This window comes from Thalassospira australica, from assembly GCF_044790785.1.
In the GTDB taxonomy this organism is placed as follows: domain Bacteria; phylum Pseudomonadota; class Alphaproteobacteria; order Rhodospirillales; family Thalassospiraceae; genus Thalassospira; species Thalassospira australica_A.
This window is the reverse complement of sequence record NZ_CP085258.1, coordinates 3,503,456-3,525,788: the sequence shown is the minus strand read 5'-3', so window position 1 is coordinate 3,525,788 and position 22,333 is coordinate 3,503,456. Positions and strand designations below refer to the sequence as shown.

The 22,333-nt window shown below is 57.1% G+C and carries 13 protein-coding genes; 8 read left to right on the top strand and 5 right to left on the bottom strand.

The features are described 5' to 3' along the window. Nucleotides 1-61 precede the first annotated feature (61 nt). From LG297_RS16510 to LG297_RS16490, 5 genes are all read left to right on the top strand, one after another. Nucleotides 62-6,475 (top strand): DUF4347 domain-containing protein, encoded by a 6,414-nt coding sequence (locus LG297_RS16510; protein WP_404422171.1) that lies wholly within the window; start codon nucleotides 62-64, stop codon nucleotides 6,473-6,475. Between the two features lie 334 nt (nucleotides 6,476-6,809). Continuing rightward, complete coding sequence (locus LG297_RS16505) at nucleotides 6,810-8,276, top strand: TolC family protein (protein WP_404422169.1); 1,467 nt, start codon at nucleotides 6,810-6,812, stop codon at nucleotides 8,274-8,276. 83 nt (nucleotides 8,277-8,359) lie between these two features. Beyond that, nucleotides 8,360-9,073, top strand: coding sequence for an efflux RND transporter periplasmic adaptor subunit (locus LG297_RS16500; RefSeq protein ID WP_404422167.1), 714 nt, complete (start codon nucleotides 8,360-8,362; stop codon nucleotides 9,071-9,073). Nucleotides 9,074-9,123: 50 nt separating this feature from the next. Further along, nucleotides 9,124-10,452, top strand: coding sequence for an efflux RND transporter periplasmic adaptor subunit (locus tag LG297_RS16495; RefSeq protein WP_404422165.1), 1,329 nt, complete (start codon nucleotides 9,124-9,126; stop codon nucleotides 10,450-10,452). A gap of 6 nt (nucleotides 10,453-10,458) precedes the next feature. After that, nucleotides 10,459-12,621 carry an HlyD family efflux transporter periplasmic adaptor subunit gene (locus tag LG297_RS16490; protein WP_404422163.1) on the top strand — a complete coding sequence of 721 codons (2,163 nt, stop codon included), beginning with the start codon at nucleotides 10,459-10,461 and terminating at the stop codon, nucleotides 12,619-12,621. 960 nt (nucleotides 12,622-13,581) lie between these two features. On the opposite strand, the gene LG297_RS16485 is transcribed toward LG297_RS16490, so the two are convergent. The 5 genes from LG297_RS16485 to LG297_RS16465 all read right to left on the bottom strand — a co-directional run bounded on the left by LG297_RS16485 (nucleotide 13,582) and on the right by LG297_RS16465 (nucleotide 18,504). After that, complete coding sequence (locus LG297_RS16485) at nucleotides 13,582-14,175, bottom strand: DJ-1/PfpI family protein (protein WP_404422161.1); 594 nt, start codon at nucleotides 14,173-14,175, stop codon at nucleotides 13,582-13,584. 70 nt (nucleotides 14,176-14,245) lie between these two features. Continuing rightward, nucleotides 14,246-15,211 (bottom strand): substrate-binding domain-containing protein, encoded by a 966-nt coding sequence (locus tag LG297_RS16480; protein WP_404422159.1) that lies wholly within the window; start codon nucleotides 15,209-15,211, stop codon nucleotides 14,246-14,248. A gap of 43 nt (nucleotides 15,212-15,254) precedes the next feature. Beyond that, the gene (locus tag LG297_RS16475; protein WP_404422157.1) at nucleotides 15,255-16,250 is read right to left on the bottom strand and encodes an ABC transporter permease; all 996 of its coding nucleotides are present in this window, start codon (nucleotides 16,248-16,250) and stop codon (nucleotides 15,255-15,257) included. Next, nucleotides 16,247-17,821 carry a sugar ABC transporter ATP-binding protein gene (locus LG297_RS16470; RefSeq protein WP_404422155.1) on the bottom strand — a complete coding sequence of 525 codons (1,575 nt, stop codon included), beginning with the start codon at nucleotides 17,819-17,821 and terminating at the stop codon, nucleotides 16,247-16,249. The genes LG297_RS16475 and LG297_RS16470 overlap by 4 nt, the downstream gene beginning before the upstream one ends. Next, nucleotides 17,818-18,504 carry a GntR family transcriptional regulator gene (locus LG297_RS16465; protein WP_404422153.1) on the bottom strand — a complete coding sequence of 229 codons (687 nt, stop codon included), beginning with the start codon at nucleotides 18,502-18,504 and terminating at the stop codon, nucleotides 17,818-17,820. Before LG297_RS16465 ends, LG297_RS16470 begins: the two co-directional genes overlap by 4 nt. Nucleotides 18,505-18,615: 111 nt before the next feature. Here LG297_RS16465 and LG297_RS16460 point away from each other — a divergent pair, with 111 nt between their 5' ends. From LG297_RS16460 to LG297_RS16450, 3 genes are read left to right on the top strand one after another with little or no spacing between them, the layout of a single operon-like run. Beyond that, a complete protein-coding gene (locus LG297_RS16460; RefSeq protein WP_404422151.1) occupies nucleotides 18,616-19,623 on the top strand; it encodes an Ldh family oxidoreductase in 1,008 nt (335 codons plus the stop codon). Between the two features lie 22 nt (nucleotides 19,624-19,645). Continuing rightward, nucleotides 19,646-20,851: an iron-containing alcohol dehydrogenase gene (locus LG297_RS16455; protein WP_404422149.1), complete on the top strand. Its 1,206-nt coding sequence runs from the start codon at nucleotides 19,646-19,648 to the stop codon at nucleotides 20,849-20,851. Between the two features lie 11 nt (nucleotides 20,852-20,862). Further along, nucleotides 20,863-22,326 (top strand): NAD-dependent succinate-semialdehyde dehydrogenase, encoded by a 1,464-nt coding sequence (locus LG297_RS16450; protein ID WP_404422147.1) that lies wholly within the window; start codon nucleotides 20,863-20,865, stop codon nucleotides 22,324-22,326. Nucleotides 22,327-22,333: the final 7 nt, after the last annotated feature.

Genomic DNA, 22,333 nt, shown 5'->3' with positions numbered 1-22,333 from the left:
GGGCAATACGGATTTTTCGGACAACGGGGGTTGCCCGAAGCGCAAGACGGGGGGGATAATTATGGCGGCGAATATGACGGCACGTGGCCTGAGCTATACAATGGTACAGAATACCTGGTCCGATATCGCACCTATCGCCCTTGAGCAGCGGTTCATGTTCGACGCCGCCGGTGCCGCCACAGGAGCCGAAGCCGCCCAGGATGCCGCCGCCGAGGCCGAAGCCGAAAGCGCCCATGCCGACAGCAGTGCTGATAGCGATAATCAGGCGAGTGCATCAGGTGCAACAGATGATGTTGGTGGCGGTGAAATTGCATCGCCGGAACGTCGCGAAATCTTTGTGATTGATAAAGGCGTGTCTGGCTGGGAAGCCTTGCAGTCTGCGGTGCCCGAAGGTGCGGAAGTTGTCCTGCTTGATCCGTCAGGGGATGGTTTGGCGCAGCTTGCGTCCTATCTGGACGGACAACAGGACATTGATGCGCTTCACATCCTAAGCCATGGCGGCGAGGCGCAAATCACACTGGGCAATTTGACGCTTGATGCAGACACTGCGCTGGAGCGTCAGGGGGAACTCGACATCATTGGCAATGCCCTGTCAGCGGACGGTGATATCCTGCTTTACGGGTGCGCGACGGGTGATGGTGATCGTGGGGATGGATTTATCAATACGCTGGCCGCGCTGACCGGGGCGGATATTGCCGCATCGACCGACATCACCGGCGCCGTCGCGCAGGGCGGAAACTGGGTTCTTGAAACCGTATCCTCGCAAGGGGCCATCGAGACCGAGGCTTTTGCAACAGCGGATTTTCAGGGGGCATTGTCAACGGTAACGTTTGATGCCGCGGTGAATGGCGGTGACAATGTTTCGGTTACTGTCACAGAACACGGTCGGACAATTACAGTCAGGGCCGCAGGTGCATTACAATTTCTGCAGTTCACTCCAGATCCTGAAGGGCAGGGTGGTTCGTCAGGTAACGTTATTGGGGACCCAGGAGGTGAAGTTACTTCTGTAACCTTTGAATTTGATGTTGCGGTTGATGTGTCCTCTATCCTGCTTGTGGAGTTTGGGGATAAGACAACAGGAAATTATATCTTCACACCTGATAGTGGCGCCGCCTTCGAGGTCGCTGCAAATACTTCCACAGCGGTTTCAGGGCTTCATAGCATCACCGCCACGCCGAACTTTTCCAACATTAACTCCTTTACCGTCACATACAGTGGAGGTGCATTTATACCATGGTTTGACAACCTTGTTTTCGAGGTGGCAAGTACAAACAGTGCCCCCACCATCGATTCAACCACTAATCTCCCCGTCGTTTCTGAAGACGCAACAAATCCCTCCGGGAGTTCGATCAGCAGCCTGATTTCGGTGACCGATAACGAAGACGGGAGTACGCTTAGCGGCATTGCCGTGATTGCAAATACCGCCAATGCCTTGACCGAGGGGGTCTGGCAGTATTCAAGCGATGGCACCAACTGGGCAGACATCGGGACGGTTAACGATGCCGCGGGGGCTTTGGCATTATCGGCAAGTACAAGCTTGCGCTTTGTTCCGGCAGAAAACTTTGCCGGGACACCGACAGCGCTGACTATACGTGCGCTTGATAGCACCCACAGCGTATACTCGACCACCACCGGTGGTACGGAGACGCGGCAAACGGTTAATACAAGTGTGCCGGGCGGTTCATCAGCGATCTCAGCTGATTCGGACACTATTGGTGTATCCGTGACGGCAGTGAATGACGATCCGACTGCATCAGGTGTTCCCGCATCGATAACCGTGACCGAAGACACCGCAAGTAATGTTGATCTTTCCGCAATTACAATTTCCGATGTGGATTCGGCGTCAAGCAGCATCACCGTCACGATTGCCGCAGATAGTGGTACTCTGACGGCTTCATCTGGCGGCGGAGTAACCATTGGTGGTTCGGCCACGGGCACGCTGACCCTGACCGGGACAGTTGCGAATATCGATACCTTCCTGAATACGGCGTCCAACATCCAGTATACCGGGACGTCAAATACGTCCGGCAATAGTGCCGCGACATTGACGATTACCGCTAATGATGGTGGCAACACCGGTACTGGTGGCGGTGGCAATGTTACGTTGGGTACAGTTGCGGTAAACATTACCGCTGTTAACGATGATCCGACGGCAACAGGTGTCCCTGCTTCGATCACGGTAACTGAAGACACGGCCGGAAACGTTGATCTGTCGGCGATCACTCTTTCAGATGTGGATGCTGGATCGAGTAGCATCACAGTGACGATCGCAGCAAGTGCCGGTACGTTGGTGGCTTCTTCAGGCGGTGGTGTGACTGTTGGTGGTTCATCGTCAGGGACTTTGACGCTGACCGGAACGGTTGCAAACATTAATACCTATTTGAACACTGCATCAAACATTCAATATACCGGTGCATCAAATGCATCGGGTAATAGTGCCGCGACACTGACGATTACAGCGAATGATGGTGGTAATACTGGAACCGGCGGTGGCGGCAACATAACCCTTGGTACGGTCGCTGTGAACATCACTGGCGTGAATGACAACCCGACGGGCGCGTCTATGCCTGCGAGTGTTTCCGTCACGGAAGACACGCTTTCAAACGTCAATCTATCGACCGTAACTTTTGCGGATGTGGATGGTGATACGTTGACGGTAACACTGACAGTGTCAGCCGGAACGTTTGCAACACCTGCGGATGGATCGTCGGTCGGTAGCGGGGTAACTGCAACGCTGGTGAATGCGACAACGGTCACGCTTGTGGGTAGTTCGGCTGACATCAATACGTACCTTGATGACTCCAGCCGCGTTCGTTACACGCCGGACTCAAACGCTACCGGGAACAACGTTGCGACGATTACAGCGACGGTGAATGATGGAAACGGGAGTGGCGACGTTGCTGCTGGCACGACCCAGATCAATGTGACAGCGGTCAATGATGCGCCAGCTTTCAGCGGTCTGAACGACACCCCGTCCTTTGCCGAGGGGGGCAGTGCGGTTGTCCTTGATGGGGATGTGACGATTTCGGATGTCGAGCTTGGATCGCTTGGTGGCGGGAATGGTAATTTTGCCGGAGCGTCGCTTGTTCTCGTGCGCAATAGCGGGGCGAATGCCTCTGACGTGTTTTCGATGGTGGACGGCGGCAACCTGACGCTCAATGGATCGAACATCGAAAGTGGCGGCAATGTGATCGGGAGTTTTGATACCTCCGTCGCGGGGCAGCTTACCATCAGTTTCCACACCAATCCGAGCACCACGGCTCTGGTCAATGAAGTGATGCAGGCGATCCGGTACAGCAATTCCTCGGATGATCCGGCCTCAAGCGTGCAGATTGACTGGACATTCAGTGATGGCAATTCCGGTAATGCGCAGGGTACAGGCGACAATCCGGCAACCGCAACAGGGTCAACCACGGTCAGCATCACCAATGTCAATGATGCACCGACCCTGAGTGCGACGGGCGGGAACCCGACCTATGTCGAGGGTGCGGGGGGATCCGACCTGTTCAACACGGTGACGGCTTCCACGGTCGAAGCGGCTGATCGTTTCAGTGCGATGACGATGACGGTGACGAACGTTTCGGACGGTGCCTCGGAAATCATCCGTTTTGACGGTTCGGACATTGCACTGACCAATGGCAATGCGGTGACGACAGCAACCAATGGTTTGTCTGTCAGTGTATCTGTCACCGGTAGTACCGCGACAATCAGTTTCGCCGGGGTCACCCTGACGAGTGCGCAAATGCAAACACTGGTTGACGGGCTGACCTATCGTAATTCCAGCGACAATCCGACGACAGCGGGCAACCGTGTTGTCACGATTACGGGCATTACGGATAACGGTGGTGGCAGCAACAGTGCGGCACCGAACCTGAGTTCAACTGTGACCCTGACGGCGGTGAATGACGCGCCGGTGATCGGCAACCTTAATGGTGACAACAGCGCGTTGCAGCCGGGCAACACGGCGAATATCGACAAGGACGGCAACTTTACGCTGAGCAATCCTGATTCTACTGACTATAACGGCGGATCATTGGTGATCACGCCTGCTGGCGGAAACTCGGCAAGTGGCAATTTCAGCCTTGATGGCACCAATGCGACGTCTGGTGGCGATGGTGCAATCGCGGCGGGTGAAACGATCTCGGTCGGTGGTGTTGCAATCGGTACGGTGCATGCGACCAATGATGGTCAAGGCGGAAACACGCTGACCATTACATTTAACGCCGATGCCACGGATGCCCGCATCCAGACACTGGTGCACAATATCCAGTGGTCTGCATCGGCGGGGTCCGGTGCGCAGTCATTTGACCTTGTTGTCAATGACGGTGATGGCACGGCAGACGGTGGTGTGGAAGAGGCATCTGCGACCTTTACCATGACCCTTGGTAATCCACCATCGATTGCCGGACTTGGTGGCGATAGCGTTAACTTTGCCGAGGGTGACTCAGCTGTTGTTCTTGACGCAAACGGTGATTTGACAATCACTGATGTCGATAACCCGGCCAGTTATGATGGTGGCAATCTGACGGTGACGGTTTCGGGCAATGCGCAGGCGGGCGAGGATATCCTGACGCTTGTGACGACCGGGAATGTGTCATTGGCGGGGGCGAATGTGTCTGTTGACGGGACTGTCATTGGTACATTGGCCAACACTATTGCCGCAGGCAATGACCTGGTGATCAATTTCAACAGCAATGCGACGGCCGCAAGGGTACAGGATTTGGCGCGTGCGGTTGCATATCTTAATGAAAGCCAGAACCCGACCGTATCAACGCGCAGCATTTCAATGACTTTGACCGATAATGACGGGCTTGCAAGCACATCGGTTGTCAGTTCGGTTGTGGTGAGTGCGGTTAATGATGCACCTCTTGCGAATGGCGGGACGACAACGATTACGGTGGGCGAAGATACGGCAAGCAATTTTGACCTTTCGGCAATCACGATTTCGGATGTCGATAACACGACGCTGACGGTAACGATTACCGCATCGGCGGGTACGTTTGCTGCGAGTACTTCTGGCGGGGTTACAATTGGCGGATCCGGGACGGGTACGATCACGCTCCAGGGGACGACGGCCAATATCAATACCTACCTCGATACGGCGTCGAACATCAAATATACGGGAGCCGCGAACGCCAATGGTACTGCGGCAGCGACCTATACCATTCATGCGAATGATGGAACGGCTAATCCCCAGATTGGCGGCGGCAATATTGACATTACAGCCGTCAATGATGCGCCGGTGATCGCAAACCTGTCGGGGGACAGCGTCAATTACACATCTGGTCAAACGATCCAGCTGGATGCCGGGCAGAACGCGCTGGTTAGTGATGTTGACTCCTCGAATTTCAATGGTGGTTCATTGACCGTCAGCATAACGGCGGGGGGAACAGCAGGCGAAGATATCCTGTCTCTGGTGACCAGTGGCACGAATATTACACTGTCTGGAACAACAGCGGGATCGACGGTGAGTGTCGGCGGAGCTGTTGTGGGGACTCTTGGAAATGCGATTGCCGTAGGCAATGATCTTGTCATCAATTTCGATGCATCGGATGCGACCCCGGCGCGCGTTCAGGAACTGGTGCGGGCTGTTTCCTATCAGAACAGCGCGGGGACACCGACTTTTGCCAACAGAACAGTAAGCTTTACGCTGTCTGATGGCAGCGATAGCAGTTCGGTCAACAGTACCGTGGTTGTTGCGCAGCCAACGACGCCAACGGATACGCCACCGCCTCCTCCTCCTCCTCCTCCTCCTGCACCGCCACCTGCACCGGTCGTAACGATACCGCCGATCCTGCAGACGCCGGGATCGGGCGGGGATGCGGGAACGCCGGTCAGCAATGCGCTTAGCGCCGGATCAAATGGCAATGGTTCGGGTGGGCAATTCATTTCCGGTGGTCCAATCCAGACAACCGTGACGGGCCAGTTGGGCAATATCAGCCCGATCGGCAATTCCGGCACGCCGGTTTCGGCGGGGCTCAGCGTCAACCAGGCCGGTAGCGGACTGGGTGTTACCACCGGACTGGGTGGTGGCGGCGGTGCTGTTCTGACGGGCGGCGGATTTGGTGGCGGCGGTCTTGGTGGCGGTCTTGGCGGCGGCGGTTTTAGCGGTGGTCTTGGTGGTGGTCTGGGCGGCGGCTTTGGCGGCGGTGGCCTGGGCGGAGGATTGGGCGGTACCGGAGCGTTCGGCAGTGGTGCCGGGGGCGAAGCGGGAACCGGAACGTCTTTTGGCAATGACGGTATTCCGGGCGCGCCTTCAACCGGGGGCGAGGCTCCGGGGGCCGAAGGTGGCGACGGTGCCCTCCCCGCTGGCGAGGGCGACGGTGGTCAGGCCATGATTGATGGTAACGGTGAGGCGGAACTGGCCAAGGCGCTTGAAGATTTCACTGCGCAACTGGCGGCCTTTGGCGATGCCGCCGAAATGGAAACGATGCTGCTTGATGAGGTTCTGGGTACGTATCGTATTCCGGCGTGATGATTTGCGGGATGATTTTCCGGCGGTCGATCCTGTTTGACCGCCGGATTGACGAAATGTTCCGGTCGGTCGTGAAGAACCAGGCGCGGGGCAATATGGGAAGAGGGATGTTCCGGTTTCTGGACAGAACCGGAACAAGCCCGGATGACGTAACGGATCACCGGATATGTATCGGGCAGATATTCGGGAATTTGAATTTACTTGGGGGAAGATCGTCTTGGTTAATCGTGCTTTGAAGTTTCCCGGAACGTTCCGAAAATGGCGGAATGTGGCTGTCGCGCTGACAGCGGCGGCAGTATTATCAGCCTGTGCCGTTGCGCCGGAGCCGTTGACGGTGACAGAAAACAATGCGCGCGTGGAAAAGGATCTGGCGCGCCTGTTTGAAAAACAGGAAAAGATCACCGGTCCGCTGACGCTTGAGGAAGCGATTGCGCGCGCACTTAAATACAACCTTGATCATCGGCTTAAACTGATGGAAGAGGCCGTGGCGATGGGGCAGGTTGACGTTGCCAATGTCAATCTTCTGCCTGATGTTGTTGCCAGTTCGGGCTGGACGCAGCGCAGCCGTCCGGATTCCACTTTCAACGAGGACAAGACTTCTACCTCGATCAGTTCGGACAAGAAAATCCGTGATAGCGACCTGACGGTAAGCTGGAATGTTCTGGATTTTGCCATCGGCTATATGCGTGCCCATCAGCAGGCGGACATGGCGCTTATCGTCAAGGAACGCCGTCGCCAGGTGATCCATAACGTTATCAATGATACGCGCAGTGCCTATTGGCGGGCGGCGGCGGCCGAACGGGCGCTGGTGCAGTTCAAACGGGTTCTGGAAAAGGTTCGCACGGCACTTTCGCGTTCGGAAACGCAGGTGCGTGAACGGATTGGTGCGCCGCTTGATGCGCTGACCTATCAGGAAGACCTTTTGTTGACCCTGCGCGAGCTTGAAACCCGCCAGCGTCAGCTGGTTGAAGCCCGCACCGAACTTGCCGTTCTGATGAATATTCATCCCGATAGCGACTTTACGGTCGAGGCCGCGGTTGAACCCGATAGCGGCCCGATGCCGGTTCTGGCGATGAGTGCCGAGGAACTTGAGCTGGAGGCGCTGAAAAACCGTTCGGAACTGCGTTCGGAAGCCTATCAGTTGCGGATCAATCAGCAGGAAGCAAAGATCGCCATCGTGCAGATGGTGCCGGGGCTTAATTTCAGCGCCGGGATCAATCACACGACCGACAGCTACAAGGTTAATTCCGACTGGTATGAGGGATCGCTTGATCTTTCGTGGAACCTGATGCAGCTGTTCAAGGCACCGGCAAATATGCGCCTTGCCGACAGCCAGATCGAACTTTCGGAAGTGCGCCGCCTTGCGTTGAGCATGGCGGTGATCAGTCAGGTCAATATCGCGCAACTGCGCTTTGCCTATGCCAAACGCGATTATGAACTGACCGACCGGATCGCATCGGTGCAGGACCAGATATCGGAAACCGTCAATGCCAGCCAGTCGGCCAATGCAGTCGGCGAGGGGCAGGCGATCCGGGCCGATGTCCGTGCGTTGCTGAGCAATTTGCAACGCGACATGGCCTATGCCGATATGCAGGCATCCTATGGCCGCCTGTTTGCCTCGATCGGTGCCGATCCGTTCCCGAACGATATTCCCGATGATTCGGTCGATACACTGGCACAGACCGTCGGCGAAGTTCTGACGCGCTGGAACCAGGGGGATTATGATGCACCGGTCACGGTTGCCGAAGGTGGCAACGGTGTGGTGCCGGAAAATGCAACGACGCAGGCTGCTGTTCAGTGATGCTTTTTACGCTGACTTGGTTGCGCGGATATCGGGTTGAGTATCCGGGCCGAACATTTACGACCGCCGCAAGCATGTTCTGCATGCTTGCGGTTTCGGCATTTTTATCCCCGATTTCGGCCAGTGCACAGGAAACGCTGGAAACGCGGGTTCTGGTGACCACCCAGGATCGTGCGGTTCTTGCGGGTGAACTTGCCGCCAGAATTGACAAAATGGCGGTTCGTCCGGGGCAGTCATTCAGGAAAGGCGATTTGCTGATTGCGTTTGATTGTGCGGCTTACAAGGCACAACGCGCAACGGCGGCGGCCGACTATCGCCAGGCCGATGCGCAATTCAAATCCCAGCAGCGCCTGTTTGAATTGCGCAGTGTCGGCGAGCTTGATGTTGTCATGGCAGAAGCCGCGCGGGATCGGACGCTGGCGCAGTTGCAGCTTCAGGATGTGTATCTTGACCGCTGCAAGATCAATGCACCCTATGACGGGGCGGTGGTTCAATGGTTGAGCCAGCCCTATCAGATTGCCAATCCGGGTGATGAACTGATGGAAATCATCGGTTCGGGCAATCTCGAACTTGAACTGATCGTGCCGTCAAGCTGGCTGTCATGGCTTTCGGCGGGGCAAGAGTTTCAGGCGCGGATCGAGGAAACGGGATCGGTCATTGCGGCAACGACCGAAAGGATCGGTGCAGATATTGACCCGGTCAGCCAGACGGTTAAAGTCTTTGCGACCATAAATGGCGATGCCGGGATGCTGTTGCCGGGGATGAGCGGTGTCGCTGTTTTTGAACCGGGATCCTGAGCGTTTCCGGCACAGGGCGAAGCTGCACGCGACCAGAACCGACGGGTAAAATGAGTACCATTACAGCATCCGCAATTTTGCTGGGCATCGAAAAATCGATCCGCCAGGCCCGGGACATGACGTCGCTTCAGTTCGTTGCTGTTACTGAAACACGTCGTCTGATTTCCTATCAGCAGGCGGTGTTGCTTTCGCACGGGCTGGACGGGAAATTGCGTGTCGTGGCGGTTTCAAACGTTCCCACGGTGGATCGTAATGCTCCCTATATCCGGTTTGTCGAAAAGCTTGCCAACCGGCATATCCTGCCCGATCCGAAACGGACATTTTCGCGTGCATCGGATGGCGGGGATGTCGAGGCGGAATGGCGGGAATTTATTCAGGACAATATCCTTTCCCAGGCGGTTCTTGCGCCGGATGGAACACGGCTTGGCCTTTTGTTGCTGATCCGGGCGGCGGAATGGCAGGACGGGGAGCTGCTTCTTGTCGAACAACTGACCGATGCGCTTGGCCATGCATGGAATGCGCTGCGCCCGCGCAAAAGGCGGGGGGGATTGTTCGAGGCCGGGAAAAAACGCCGTGCCGTTCTGGCCGGGGTTTTAATCGGTCTTGTCATCGTGCTGTCGATCCCGGTCCGGCAAAGCATTATCGCGCCTGCGACAGTCATGCCGCGCGATCCGGTCATGATTGCCGCCCCGATCACCGGCGTTATTCGCGAAATCAGTGTTCGCCCGAACGCGCCGGTGGCAAAGGGGGATCTTCTGTTTTCCTTTGAGGATGCAGAATTCCGGGCAAATTATGAAATAGCCCTGCGTGCGGTGGATACCGCCCAGGCCGAGCTGCGCCGTGCATCGCAGCAGGCCTTTGGCGATGCCAAGGGCCGGGCCGAGGTTGCCCTGTCGCAGACGCGTCTGGCCCTGCGTCAGGAGCAGGCCGAATTCAGCCGCTATCAGCTTTCCCAGGTTGAGGTCAGGGCGCCGCAATCGGGCATTGCCATATTCAGTGATTCCAATGACTGGCGCGGGCGACCCGTTTCGACGGGTGAACAGGTCATGGCAATTGCCGCCCCCGATGCCGCCGAACTTGGCATTGCCATTCCGGTTTCCGATGCCATCGCCCTGCAATCGGGCGCGGAAGTCCGGCTGTTTCTGGATGTTGATCCGCTTGGTTCGATTGGTGCAACGCTTGAATATGCTGCCTATCAGCCAAAGGAAACGCCCGAGGGCATATTGGCCTATCAGGCGGTGGCGCGGTTTGACAGCCCGGAAGACATTCCGCGTATCGGGCTGAAGGGATCGGCGAAAATCATGGGGGAGCATGTTCCCCTGGCGCTGTTCCTTTTCCGTCGGCCGCTTTCGGCGTTGCGTCAGATGATCGGGTTCTGATCTGTCATGACAGCCGCACAGCAGGGTAACGCAAAAGAACTGGTTGTGCCGCCGCTGCGCGAAGACCTGCGACTTTTGCCAGCCGGGACCGATGAATATGGCGCGCCGTGCTGGACGATCCATGATCCGGTGCGCAACCGCTATTTCCGGATCGGTTATGCCGCGTTTGAAATGCTGCGCCGGTGGCCGTTGCGTCAGGGGCAGGCAATCATCGAGCGCATTCACCGCGATACGGTTCTGAGCGTTGACGAGGCCGCGTTGACGGGGTTGATAAAGTTCCTGCATGGCAATGGTCTTTTGCAGCGTGACAGCAACGAGACCGTGGCCGAGTTTTCGCGCATTGCCAATGCGGGCAAACCGCCATTCTGGAAATGGGCGATCCACAATTACCTTTTTGTTCGCGTCCCGCTGGTTCATCCGGACGGTTTCCTGCGCAAGACCCAGGCGATTGCCGATGTTATCGCATCGCGAACGGTTCAGCTTGGCGTGCTGGTTCTGGGTGTGATCGGCATTTTCCTGACCTTGCGTCAATGGGACCTGTTTGTGTCGACATTCATGGGGTTTGCCAACTGGCAGGGCGTGGTGTGGATGGCGGTTACCCTGACCCTGGCCAAAATCCTTCATGAATTCGGGCATGCCTATAGTGCCGCGCGCTATGGCTGCCGGGTGCCGTCGATGGGGGTTGCGTTTCTGGTGATGTATCCGGTGCTTTATACCGATACGTCCGATGCGTGGCGGATCATCAGCAAGGAAAAAAGGCTGCGTATTGCAGCAGCCGGTATCCGGGTTGAACTGGCGCTTGCGCTGCTGGCGACTTTTTTGTGGCATATTGTGCCGCCCGGACCGTTGCAAAGTGCCGTGTTCCTGTTGGCGACGACAACCTGGATCACAACACTTCTGATCAATCTAAGCCCTTTCATGCGGTTTGACGGCTATTATCTGCTGTCGGATTTTCTCGGTATTGCCAATCTGCAAAACCGGTCCTTTGCCATGGCGAAATGGACGATCCGCGAAATGCTTTTCCGGTTCGGACATCCTGCCCCCGAACCGATGCCGCGCAAAAAGCGGCGAATGCTGACCGCGTTTGCGATTGCGGTCTGGATTTACCGTTTCTTTCTGTTTCTTGGCATCGCGCTGGTGGTTTATCACCTGTTCTTCAAGGTTCTTGGCATTATCCTTTTTGTGGTCGAAATCGCATGGTTCATCGTCATTCCGATTTTAAATGAAATGAAACACTGGTGGAAAGATCGCCATAGCGCGAAAGTCACACCGTCGCTTGTCGTGACCGGATTTCTGGTACTTGTGCTGGCGGTTCTGACTTTCGTTCCGTGGCAATCGCGTATTTCGGCAGATGCGGTGCTTCAGGCTGGCAGTGATGCGGAGATCATCAGTACGGTCGCAGGCCAGGTTGCCGAAGTCACGGTGAAAAAGGGGGACCGGGTCCGTGCCGGTGATACGATTGCCATCCTGAACGCGCCGGAACTTGATGCCGAACACCGTATCCGGGAACTGGAGCTTGCCGAGGCGCGAATATTGCTGGTGCAGACCGAGGCCAGCCGGACCGATCTTGGCGATTATGGCACCCGTCTTCAGGAAATGCGGCGTCTGGCGGCCCGGATCGTTGCATTGGAGGCCCGTCAGGATCTTCTGACCCTGCGCGCGCCGATTGATGGCTCTGTTCGTGAATTGACTGAAGATATCCGGGTTGGCGACTGGATTGCACCGCGCACGCCGATTGCCCGGATTGTCGGTGCCAGTGAACGTTCGGCATGGGAAGTTGTCGCCTATGTCTCCCAGCGTGATATCGCCCGGGTTGGAAACCGGCCTTCCGCAAAATTCTATCCCGAACAGATTACGCAGCCGGTTCTGGAAATCGGGATCGAGACTGTCGAACGGTTCAACAGCCGGTATATCGAGACACCTGTCCTTGCCTCTGCAAATGGGGGGACAATTGCCGCGACAGCGGACAGGGATGGCCGATACTCCCCGCATGATCCTGTCTTCAAGGTGGAGGGGATCGTTGCAATGGGCAAAGAAAACACCCCGGATCAGGGAGACTTTTCCATGATACGGCGCGGCACCTTGCAGATTGATGCCGAACCAATGAGCTGGGCGCGCCGCCTTTACGAGGCGGTCGTTGCAGGATTTATCAGGGAATTAAGTTTTTAGCAGTTGTACTAGTGGCGTATACTGATTGGTATGATTACGGTAAATGTAAGCGCTTCTCGCAACGCCACCTGATGCATGGTGACTTCAACGGTCACGGGTGAACGATTCTGTGAATTTTGCAGGATCATCCGGAACTTGGTGTATTTCTGTTTGAGCGTGCGAGCCTGCTACCTTTAGCGTTGACAGTGCGAAAGGCGACGCAATTGCCTTCATCTAGAATATCCCGTTGTGTCGAAATGTTAAATCAGTCTGCGAACTCAGCTTCCTTTGACGTAGAGTGCTGCTCGCAATTTAGTACTTAGATGGGCCGATTGGAGAAATGTCATCTTTTCTGACATTTCCGCAGGTTTTTGTCAGCTTATGTGTCAATCCGTGTCAACTTATCTGGCAAACGGAAATGCCAAGTTGTTGATTTCGCTGTATGTCGAATGTCAGCTTTTGTGGCACGTGACAGGAGCAGTGTTTACAAAGCGTAATCACTGCTCCATCGCTCCCTCATCATCCTGCATAAAATCAGACTGATGCAGCAATCACCCGAATTGTCATAATTCGGGGTTATGGCAATAACGCTGAGCTTGTCGAAACAATGTGCTGGTCTGAATAGTTTGCAATGATTGATTGAGGCTGCTGCGGTCCAAAGTGAATAGCCCTAGAGTTGTGGGCATTCGACCGGATCAGAGCCGACACTGGCGGCGTACAATATACTAGTTCTGGCAGATATCCTTGGAGCATCTGAACGCAATTGATTTGGAAAGACCTAAATCCAATTATTAGGATTAAAGATCAGTGTTTGTGAAAATCATACCTGTTCACCGGCGTTGATAGCACGGTTTGACAAGGTGTTCGGTTCTTGCAAGCCCCATTTGGCTCAGAAGTCCCCGCCAATGGCGAGGACTTCGTCAGTAGTTTGAAGGAGCCGAAATGAGGCCGCTCCTTGCATATTTTTAAGGGTTACGCTCGTCAGGCGTGATGGATCTCCGTGCCCAGAACCTTGAGGCATTCCCGCATGAAGGCGGCAAGCCCCGTCCAGCCCTTGGCCGAGACCATCGTACCGTCAACGAAGGCTTCCTTTGGCTCCACGTCAATATAGATTCCACCGACAGCGGTGACTTCGGGTTCGCAAGCGCCGAGACCGGCAACCTTCCGGCCTTTCAGCACGCCTGGCACTGCCATCAGGATCTGAACCCCGTGGCAGATTGTGAAGATCGGCTTCTTGGCGTCGTGAAAGTGCTTAACCATTGCCTGAATACGCGGATCAGTGCGGATATATTCCGGGCCACGCCCACCCGCAGCATAGACCGCATCATAACTGTCCAGCTCGGCCTCGGCCTCCGAGAAGGTCTTGTTGATCTCGGCGAAATGGCCCAGCTTCTCGGTATAGGTCTGATCGCCCTCGAAATCATGCAATGAGGTCTTGATCAGGTCTCCTGCCTTTTTGTCAGGGCACACGACGTGGACTGTGTGCCCAACAGCCTCCATGCCCTGCTGGTAGACATAGATTTCGTATTCCTCGGTGAATTCACCGGTGAGCATGAGGATTTTCTTGCCGCTCATCTCTGGTCTCCTGATTATGTTGGGGAACTGTCCGACCACCACCGTGACGGTCGAACAGGGATTGATGCGATCAGAACGGGGAGTCCGGGAAATAGAACTGGTCTGCGTTCTCTGGCGTGATCAACGGCGCGTCCAGCTTGAACGAACCGCGCATCGGAGCCTGACCGGCGAACTGTGCAACGGTCATGTACATTGCCGAAGCGACCATCGACGGCGGATACGGGGTGGAGATCGGTGTACGCTCGTCACCCGCTTTTACCATTTCGATCACCTGCTTCATGCCGTTGCCACCGAGTGCGTATTTGACGTCCGTGCGACCCGCTTGGTCGATGGCCTCAAGCACGCCAAGCAGCATGTCGTCGTCATTTGCCCAGACCGCGTCAATGTTCGGATACTGTGCAAGGTAGTCTTGCATCAGGGTGAAAGCCTCGTCCTGGTTCCAGTTGGCATACTGGATGTCGAGGATCTTAATGTCGGATTGATCAATTACCTCGGTGAAGCCTTGGATACGTTCGTCGTCAATCACCGTGGGAATCCCACGTAGGACGACAATCTCGCCTTCTCCGTCGAGTTTATCGACCAGCCATTTGGCCGTGTTTGCGCCGACAGCGATGTTGTCACCGGCGACGTAAAGATCCTGTATCGACGGGTCCGACAAGCCACGGTCGACCACCGTGATAAACGTACCGTTCGAGGCGACCTGTTCCACCGGACCTGTCAGCTCTTCTGAGGTGAATGGCAGGATAACCAGTGCGTCAAGATCATTCGTTGCCGAAAGATCCTCCAGCGAAGAAACCTGAGCGGTCGCCGATGAAGCTGTCGAGACGATCACGTCAATGTTCGGAAAGGCAGCCTCGAGCTGTTTCTCAGCCTCTTGTGCGTGATAGACCACACCGCCCGTCCAGCCGTGGGTGGCTGCAGGTATGGACACGGCGATTGTAAACTCCTTGTCCTGAGCCTGTGCCGTGGCACCGCTCAGCGCCCCCGCAACGACCGCAGCCGACAAGAGTGCTGTTCTTATTTTCTTGGTCTTCATGGTTTCCTCCTCTGATGTTTAATTAGAAAGCCCACGCTTTTTTTTAGCGAGAGCTTGTAAAGCGGTGAGCCAGCATGGCGATGATAATGATCGCCCCCTGGACCGCAGCCACGAGGTATTCCGACACCATGTCCGACAGGACCATGACATTGGCGATGACCTCGAGAATAAGTGCGCCGGCGACGGACCCCCAGATATGCGCCTTTCCGCCGCGCAGCAGGGTGCCGCCAATGACGACAGCAGTAATGACCTGAAGCTCCCAGAGCTGGCCGGTTGTAGGCGTCGCGGCACCAAGGCGCGGTACGTAGCAAATGGCGGCAACCGCCACACAGAAGCCTTGGATGACAAAGGCCATGGTCCGCACGCGACCGACATGTACGCCCGAGAAGCGCGCTACCTCTGAATTCGAGCCTACGGCCATGATCCGGCGACCGTATTTCATCCGATAAAGGATGAAGGCACCAAGCAGGACGACAACCAGAGTGATCAACACCGGATAAGGCACACCGAGAAAGTCACCGAAGTAAACCGGCCGGTAGGCGCTGCGCAGGCTGCGGTCAATGGGCAGCGAACCGCCATCGGTCATGTATGTGATCAAGGCGCGAAAAATGCCCATCGTGCCGAGCGTGACGATAAAGGGTTCTATGCGCCCGACCGTAATTATGAGTCCGTTCATCAATCCGCAAAGTGATCCGACCACCAGCGCGACCAGCGCCCCAACCGGGATCGCCCAAGGCCCCAGCGATGGTGCTAGCGCGTTCATCGCCATAATCATGATGCCAACGACAAATGCCATCATTGAGCCGATAGACAGGTCGAGCCCCCCGGTCGCGATCACGAAGGTGGCGCCGACGGCTATGATTGCGATGAAGGCACTTCGCGTAATGACGTTCAGGATGTTGTTGGCTGACATAAAGTTGGAATTGATCATCGCGCCCAGCAGCACAATAATTGCCAACGCAATAAACGGCGCGAGGTCACTCCAAGATATTTTGAAGCCCTCGCTTTCCGTAATGGTTGCGACTTCGGCCTGGCTCATAAACGTTTCCTCCCCTCAGTGTCATCGCCGCTGCTCGCGGCTGTGTAGACGACGTTTTGTTCTGTGATATCCTCGCCCGTCAGTTCGGCGACAAACCGCCCGCCGCGCATCACAAGGACGCGGTCCGACAGGCCGACGAGTTCAGGCAGTTCCGATGAGATCACGACGCAGGCTTTCCCAGCCCGAACAAGATCATCAATGAAGCGGTAAATATGGCTCTTGTTGCCAATGTCGATGCCGCGGGTTGGCTCGTCGATGATGACGATTGAAGGATCGGACAGCATGACCTTGGCCAGCAGCAGCTTTTGCTGATTCCCCCCGGAAAGCTGCCCGGCCTTGATCGACAATGTGCGGATCCGGATGTCATATTCCTTCACCGCAGATTTTACCGTCCTGGCCTCCTTTTTGCGGTTGAGGCGCAGTCCCCGGCTGACGATATCGAGGGCCTGAAGCGTCAGGTTCGGGCCAAGCCCCTCATTCAGTAGCAGGCCCTTACCTTTCCTGTCCTCGGTCAGATAGACAAGCCCCGCCTCCATCATGGTCCGCACATTGGATTTCAGGATCGGTTTGCCGTTGACCGTGATCGCCTTTGCCTGTGCGGGACGCAAGCCCATCAGGCCTTCGATCAACTCGGTTCGGCCTGCTCCGATCATACCGGCAATGCCCAGCACCTCGCCGGGGCGGACAGAAAAGGAGCCAGAGACCTTTCCGTGGTCGACCGACAGATCATCGACTTTCAGAACCGGTTCCGCCGTGGCTGTGCCGCGTTTCGGCGGGTAGAGCATTGACAATTCGCGGCCCACCATCAATTCGGCCATTTGGCGCTGGTCCAGTTCAGACGCGGGCCATGTGCCGATCATCTTGCCGTCACGCAGCACAGTGATGCGGTCGGCCAGCGCCTCGACTTCTTCCAGTCGGTGCGAGATGTAGAGCACCGCGATTCCTTGCTCGCGCAGTTTGCGCACGATGTCCTGCAGGGCGTCGACTTCCTCATTGGCGAGCATCGCCGTCGGTTCGTCCAGAATCACGACCTTGCGGTCGTCTTGTAACGCACGGGCGATCTGGACCAGTTGGCGTTGCGGCAACGGCATATCGCCGACACGGGTGGTTGGACGCACGGTAGCGCCGACGCGGGCCAGAACTTCTGCCGTCCGGCGGTTCATTGTCCGGTCGTCAACACTCAGACCGCGTGAAAGTTCATGTCCGAGAAACAGGTTCTGGGCCACGGTAAGGTCCGGGGCGAGCAGGATTTCCTGATGTACCAGCACGATCCCGGCGTCTTCTGCCTGAACGGCATCGACGAAGGTCACCGGTTCGCCCGACATCGACATGGTGCCACCGGTCGGCATTGCATGGCCGGAGAGAAGCTTCATCAATGTGGATTTGCCCGCACCGTTCTCACCAATGATTGCATGGACCTCGCCCGCGCGGATGTCGAGGGTCACGTCGCTCAGCACGGTGATCGGGCCGTAAGCCTTGGAAAGGGCATCGGCATGCAGCACCGGCGGCATGTTTGCCCCGTCAACGCCCGACTTATGAGATAGCGTCTTATTAGATAGCGGCAGATTCATCCGAAGGCCTCCACGAGCCGGTCTCGCGATAGACAGATGTGATCGTGCATTGCCTGATAGGCAGCATCAGCATTGCCTGTGCGGAAAGCGGTGAGCAGGCGCTCGTGCTCTTCCAGGGCATCCTGGGTAACGCGACTGTGGAACATCAGGCGGAAGATGTGCAGATGGACGTGCTGGTCACTCATCGCCTGCCGAACGATTTCGTTGTCCGCGACTTTTAGTATCTCGTCATGGAAATGTGCATCGGCCCGGGCAAATCGGGAATAGCGGCTGTTGCGGTCGACGGGCGGTTCGCCCTTTTCCATGTCCGCAGCCGCACTTTCAATGCGGGCGAGCGTTTCGGGTGTCAGCTTCAAACAGGCCTGTCGCGCACTTTCCGGCTCCAGCATCAGTCGGAACTTGTACAGGTTGTCGAATTCCTTGCGGGTGAGCTGCGGGGATGCGGAATAGCCGATCAGATGTTCCTTGCGAACAAGGCTTTCGCGTTCGAGCCGCGTGAGTGCTTCACGCACAGGGGTTTGAGAGACGTTGAGCTCGCGGGCCAGACCGTCGATCGTAATTCTGGCCCCCGGCGGAATTTTCAGGGACATGATTCGTTCATAGATCTGCTCGTGGACGCTTTCGGCGATGCTTGAAGGCCGCACGAACTCACTCTTTTCCTCGCGACCCGTCGATGCAGTCATCTAAATCTCCTTACGATTATCATTCTTGACAAATTCAACCTTAACATTGATAGGATATCGAATGTCAAATATAATATCATATATGATTTAATTTTAGAGTGGAGGTTTGCCTTGCTGGTTTCAACCGAAAGCATTCGGGAAACGGCTGAAAAACTACTTTTAGATCAGGGAGTTAGCTTATCGAACGCCCGCGTTCAGGCCGACCTCCTCATCGAGGCCGAGTTGCGTGGGTTGCCATCTCATGGACTCCAGCGGCTCCCGCGGCTCATCGCACGGTTGCAAGGGGGGCTTGCTCATCCCACCACCTCGGGCATGGGTACCTGGATACGGTCAGGGTTTCTTTCGGTTGACGGAAAACGCGGTCTTGGGCCAGTCGTCATGATGCGGGCGATAGAGCAACTGTCACAGGTTGTCACCGAACATGGAATTGCCTTGGCCGGGATTCGCAACACCAACCATATCGGAATGCTTGCCTATTATGCCGAGGCGGCAGCAAACCGTGGATTGATCGCAATCGTTTTGACCACCAGCGAGGCGCTGGTTCATCCGTTTGGCGGCACCGAGGCGATGCTGGGGACCAATCCGATCGCCATCGGAATCCCGACAGGCGCGGAGCCCTTCGTTCTCGATCTTGCGACAAGCCGTGTCTCGATGGGCAAGATCCACCACTACGCCTTGACCGGCGATCCGATTCCCGACGGCTGGGCCGTAGACGCACAAGGCCAGCGCACCACCGACCCGGAGGCGGCAAAGTCCGGGGCCATTGCGCCCTTCGGAGATGACGCCAAAGGCTACGGGCTTGGGCTCGGGATCGAACTTCTTGTCGCAGCACTGGCCGGGTCAGCTTTCGCGCCAGATGTGCGCGGCACGCTGGATGCAACCGAAATCGCGAACAAGGGGGACGTCATCGTCATGATCGACCCAGCGGCAGAGGAGAACAGAGCTGCGGGCCTTACCACTTATCTCCATCGCCTTCGTGCTTCGCGGCCCACCGATCCGAGCCGCCCAGTTGCCGTGCCGGGCGATGGAATGCGGGCCCGCAGGGCGCGCGCACTTTCGACGGGCATCGACTTGCCCGAACCTCTGCATAACGAGATACAGGCCCTCGCAAAGGGCTGAAGACAGCAAGTTAGGAGAAAAAATGACTATATTCGGCACGATCAGGGCTCCGAGAGAATTGATCTTCGGTGCGGGCCAGCGCAACGCCCTGGGACAGGTTGCATCGAAACTCGGGCGGCGGGCGCTGGTCGTCACCGATGAACGGTTGGCGCGCGACCCGGATTTCCTCAGAGTGGTAGAACAGCTCGAGACTGCTGGAGTTTCGGTTAAGGTCGATGCATCGACCCTGCCCGACGTGCCGGTTGAAACAGCCGTCACCAGTGCGGACGCCGCACGCAGTTTCGCCCCGGACCTTGTGATTGGTATCGGGGGTGGGTCCTGCCTTGACATGGCAAAATGCGTGGCCGTGTTGCTTACCCATGGCGGGCACCCACAGGATTATTACGGCGAGTTCATGGTGCCCGGCCCGGTAATGCCGCTGATCGCGTTGCCGACCACAGCGGGCACCGGGTCCGAAGCGACGCCGGTCGCGGTTCTGTCGGATTCCGAGCGGCACCTCAAAGTCGGGATTTCGTCGCCCTTTATTATTCCGACCGTTTCGATCTGCGACCCTGAACTCACCCTGACCTGTCCGTCTTCTTTGACCGCGATTGCCGGTGCCGATGCGCTGACCCATGCAATCGAAGCCTTCACTGCGATCCGCCGCGATCCGGTTCCGGGACTGGCGCAGGAACGCGTCTTCGTCGGTAAAAATGCGACCTCGGACCATTTCGCCCTGACCGCCATTGGATTGCTCTGGGAGGGGTTGGAAGCGGCCTGTACGAACGGCGACAATATCGAGGCACGCGCCAAGGTCATGCTAGGGGCGACGACGGCGGGCCTTGCCTTTGGCGTCGCCGGGACGGCGGCTGCGCATGCGATCCAGTATCCTGTGGGCGCGCTGACCCATACCGCACACGGGGCCGGGGTAGCCTGCCTGATGCCTTACGTCATGGCGTGGAACACACCCGCCATTGGACCCGAGTTGGACCAGATCGCCAAGGCAACAGGTCTTAGCAGCCCTACCGACGTGATCCCGGCCATCGCCGGACTTTTCGGACGCATTGGTATTCCAAAGACCCTTCGCGACCTTGGGCTGGCGGAAGACCGGCTTGACTGGGTGGCGGAGCAATCCTGCGGCATTGCGCGGCTTATCCAGAACAATCCGCGTCCGCTTGATCTGGCTGACATGCGCAAACTGCTCGACGCGGCCTATTCCGGCGACCTCGCCTCTCTTGAAATGAACTAAAGGAAATTCCCATGACCCTCGATACAGCCTTCACTGGCTACGCGAATCCCTCTCTCCATGCTCAAGGTCTTTATATCGGCGGAAAATGGGAGGCTGGACAGGGCATCCCTGTGCTTGACCCCTCAACCGGCAACACCCTTGCCGAGGTGCCCGATGCCAGCATTGATGATGCCCTGCGCGCAGTAGACGCCGCCGAGGCTGCCGCTGCGGAGTGGCGCCGCACGCCGCCCCGGCAACGGTCGGAAATCCTGCGCCGCTGGTTCACCCTGATGACCGATCATGCCGAGGAATTGGCCCTGCTGATCTCGCTTGAGAACGGCAAGGCCTTGGCAGATGCGCGAGGTGAGGTTGCCTATGCCGCCGAATTCTTCCGCTGGTATGCCGAAGAGGCGACACGGATCGGTGGCGAATTCCGCCGTACGCCATCGGGCGCACATAACATCCTTGTGGATCACGAACCGATCGGGATCGCGGTACTGATCACGCCGTGGAATTTCCCGGCGGCCATGGCCACGCGCAAGATCGGCCCTGCGCTCGCAGCGGGGTGCACGGTCATTCTCAAACCAGCCTCCGAGACGCCGCTGACCGCCTATGCAATGGCACGGCTCGGTGCCGAGGCCGGGGTGCCAGATGGCGTGGTGAACGTGCTTACAACAACGACCCCGGGACCGGTGACATCCGCGATGCTGGCCGATCCACGGGTCCGGAAACTGTCTTTCACCGGCTCGACCGGTGTTGGGCGCACCCTGCTGGCCGAGGCTTCGAAATCGGTGGTGAGTTGCTCGATGGAGCTTGGCGGTAATGCGCCCTTCGTGGTCTTTGACGACGCGGACCTCGACGCTGCACTCGACGGTGCAATGGTTGCCAAAATGCGCAACGGCGGTGAAGCCTGCACGGCGGCCAACCGGTTCTATGTGCAATCGGGTATCCACGACGCCTTTGTCGAAGGGCTGACGGCACGCATGGCGAAGTTGAAATTGGGCGCGGGTTACGCACCAGACACCCAGTGCGGCCCGATGATCACAGTTAATGCGGTTGATAAAATCGACCGACTGGTTACTGAGGCGAAATCGCGTGGGGCGCGGGCCACGGTCGGCGGTGCGCCGCTGCCGGGAAGCGGCTATTATTATCCCCCGACCGTGCTTGAGAACGTGCCGACGGACGCGGCACTTGCGCATGAGGAAATCTTTGGCCCGGTTGCTGCGGTCTACCGTTTCGAGACCGAGGAAGACGCGATCACACTTGCCAATGACACCGAATACGGTCTTGCTGCCTATATCTATTCGCGTGACATTATGCGGGCGATGCGCGTCGGGCGCGGGATTGAAACCGGGATGATCGGCATTAACCGGGGGCTTATGTCTGATCCGGCGGCTCCGTTCGGCGGCACCAAGCAGAGTGGCCTTGGACGGGAAGGCGGTGTCACGGGCATCCTCGAATTCATGGAGCCCAAGTACTTCGCCGTCGAATTTTGACATTAGG

Excerpts from the sequence above, each read along its gene's own strand:
- LG297_RS16495 (WP_404422165.1), top strand. The coding sequence starts at position 9,124 with ATGAGTACCATTACAGCATCCGCAATTTTGCTGGGCATCGAAAAATCG.
- LG297_RS16475 (WP_404422157.1), bottom strand. The coding sequence starts at position 16,250 with ATGAGCCAGGCCGAAGTCGCAACCATTACGGAAAGCGAGGGCTTCAAA.
- LG297_RS16465 (WP_404422153.1), bottom strand. The coding sequence starts at position 18,504 with ATGACTGCATCGACGGGTCGCGAGGAAAAGAGTGAGTTCGTGCGGCCT.
- LG297_RS16470 (WP_404422155.1), bottom strand. The coding sequence starts at position 17,821 with ATGAATCTGCCGCTATCTAATAAGACGCTATCTCATAAGTCGGGCGTT.
- LG297_RS16485 (WP_404422161.1), bottom strand. The coding sequence starts at position 14,175 with ATGAGCGGCAAGAAAATCCTCATGCTCACCGGTGAATTCACCGAGGAA.
- LG297_RS16500 (WP_404422167.1), top strand. The coding sequence starts at position 8,360 with ATGCTTGCGGTTTCGGCATTTTTATCCCCGATTTCGGCCAGTGCACAG.
- LG297_RS16450 (WP_404422147.1), top strand. The coding sequence starts at position 20,863 with ATGACCCTCGATACAGCCTTCACTGGCTACGCGAATCCCTCTCTCCAT.
- LG297_RS16455 (WP_404422149.1), top strand. The coding sequence starts at position 19,646 with ATGACTATATTCGGCACGATCAGGGCTCCGAGAGAATTGATCTTCGGT.
- LG297_RS16510 (WP_404422171.1), top strand. The coding sequence starts at position 62 with ATGGCGGCGAATATGACGGCACGTGGCCTGAGCTATACAATGGTACAG.
- LG297_RS16480 (WP_404422159.1), bottom strand. The coding sequence starts at position 15,211 with ATGAAGACCAAGAAAATAAGAACAGCACTCTTGTCGGCTGCGGTCGTT.
- LG297_RS16490 (WP_404422163.1), top strand. The coding sequence starts at position 10,459 with ATGACAGCCGCACAGCAGGGTAACGCAAAAGAACTGGTTGTGCCGCCG.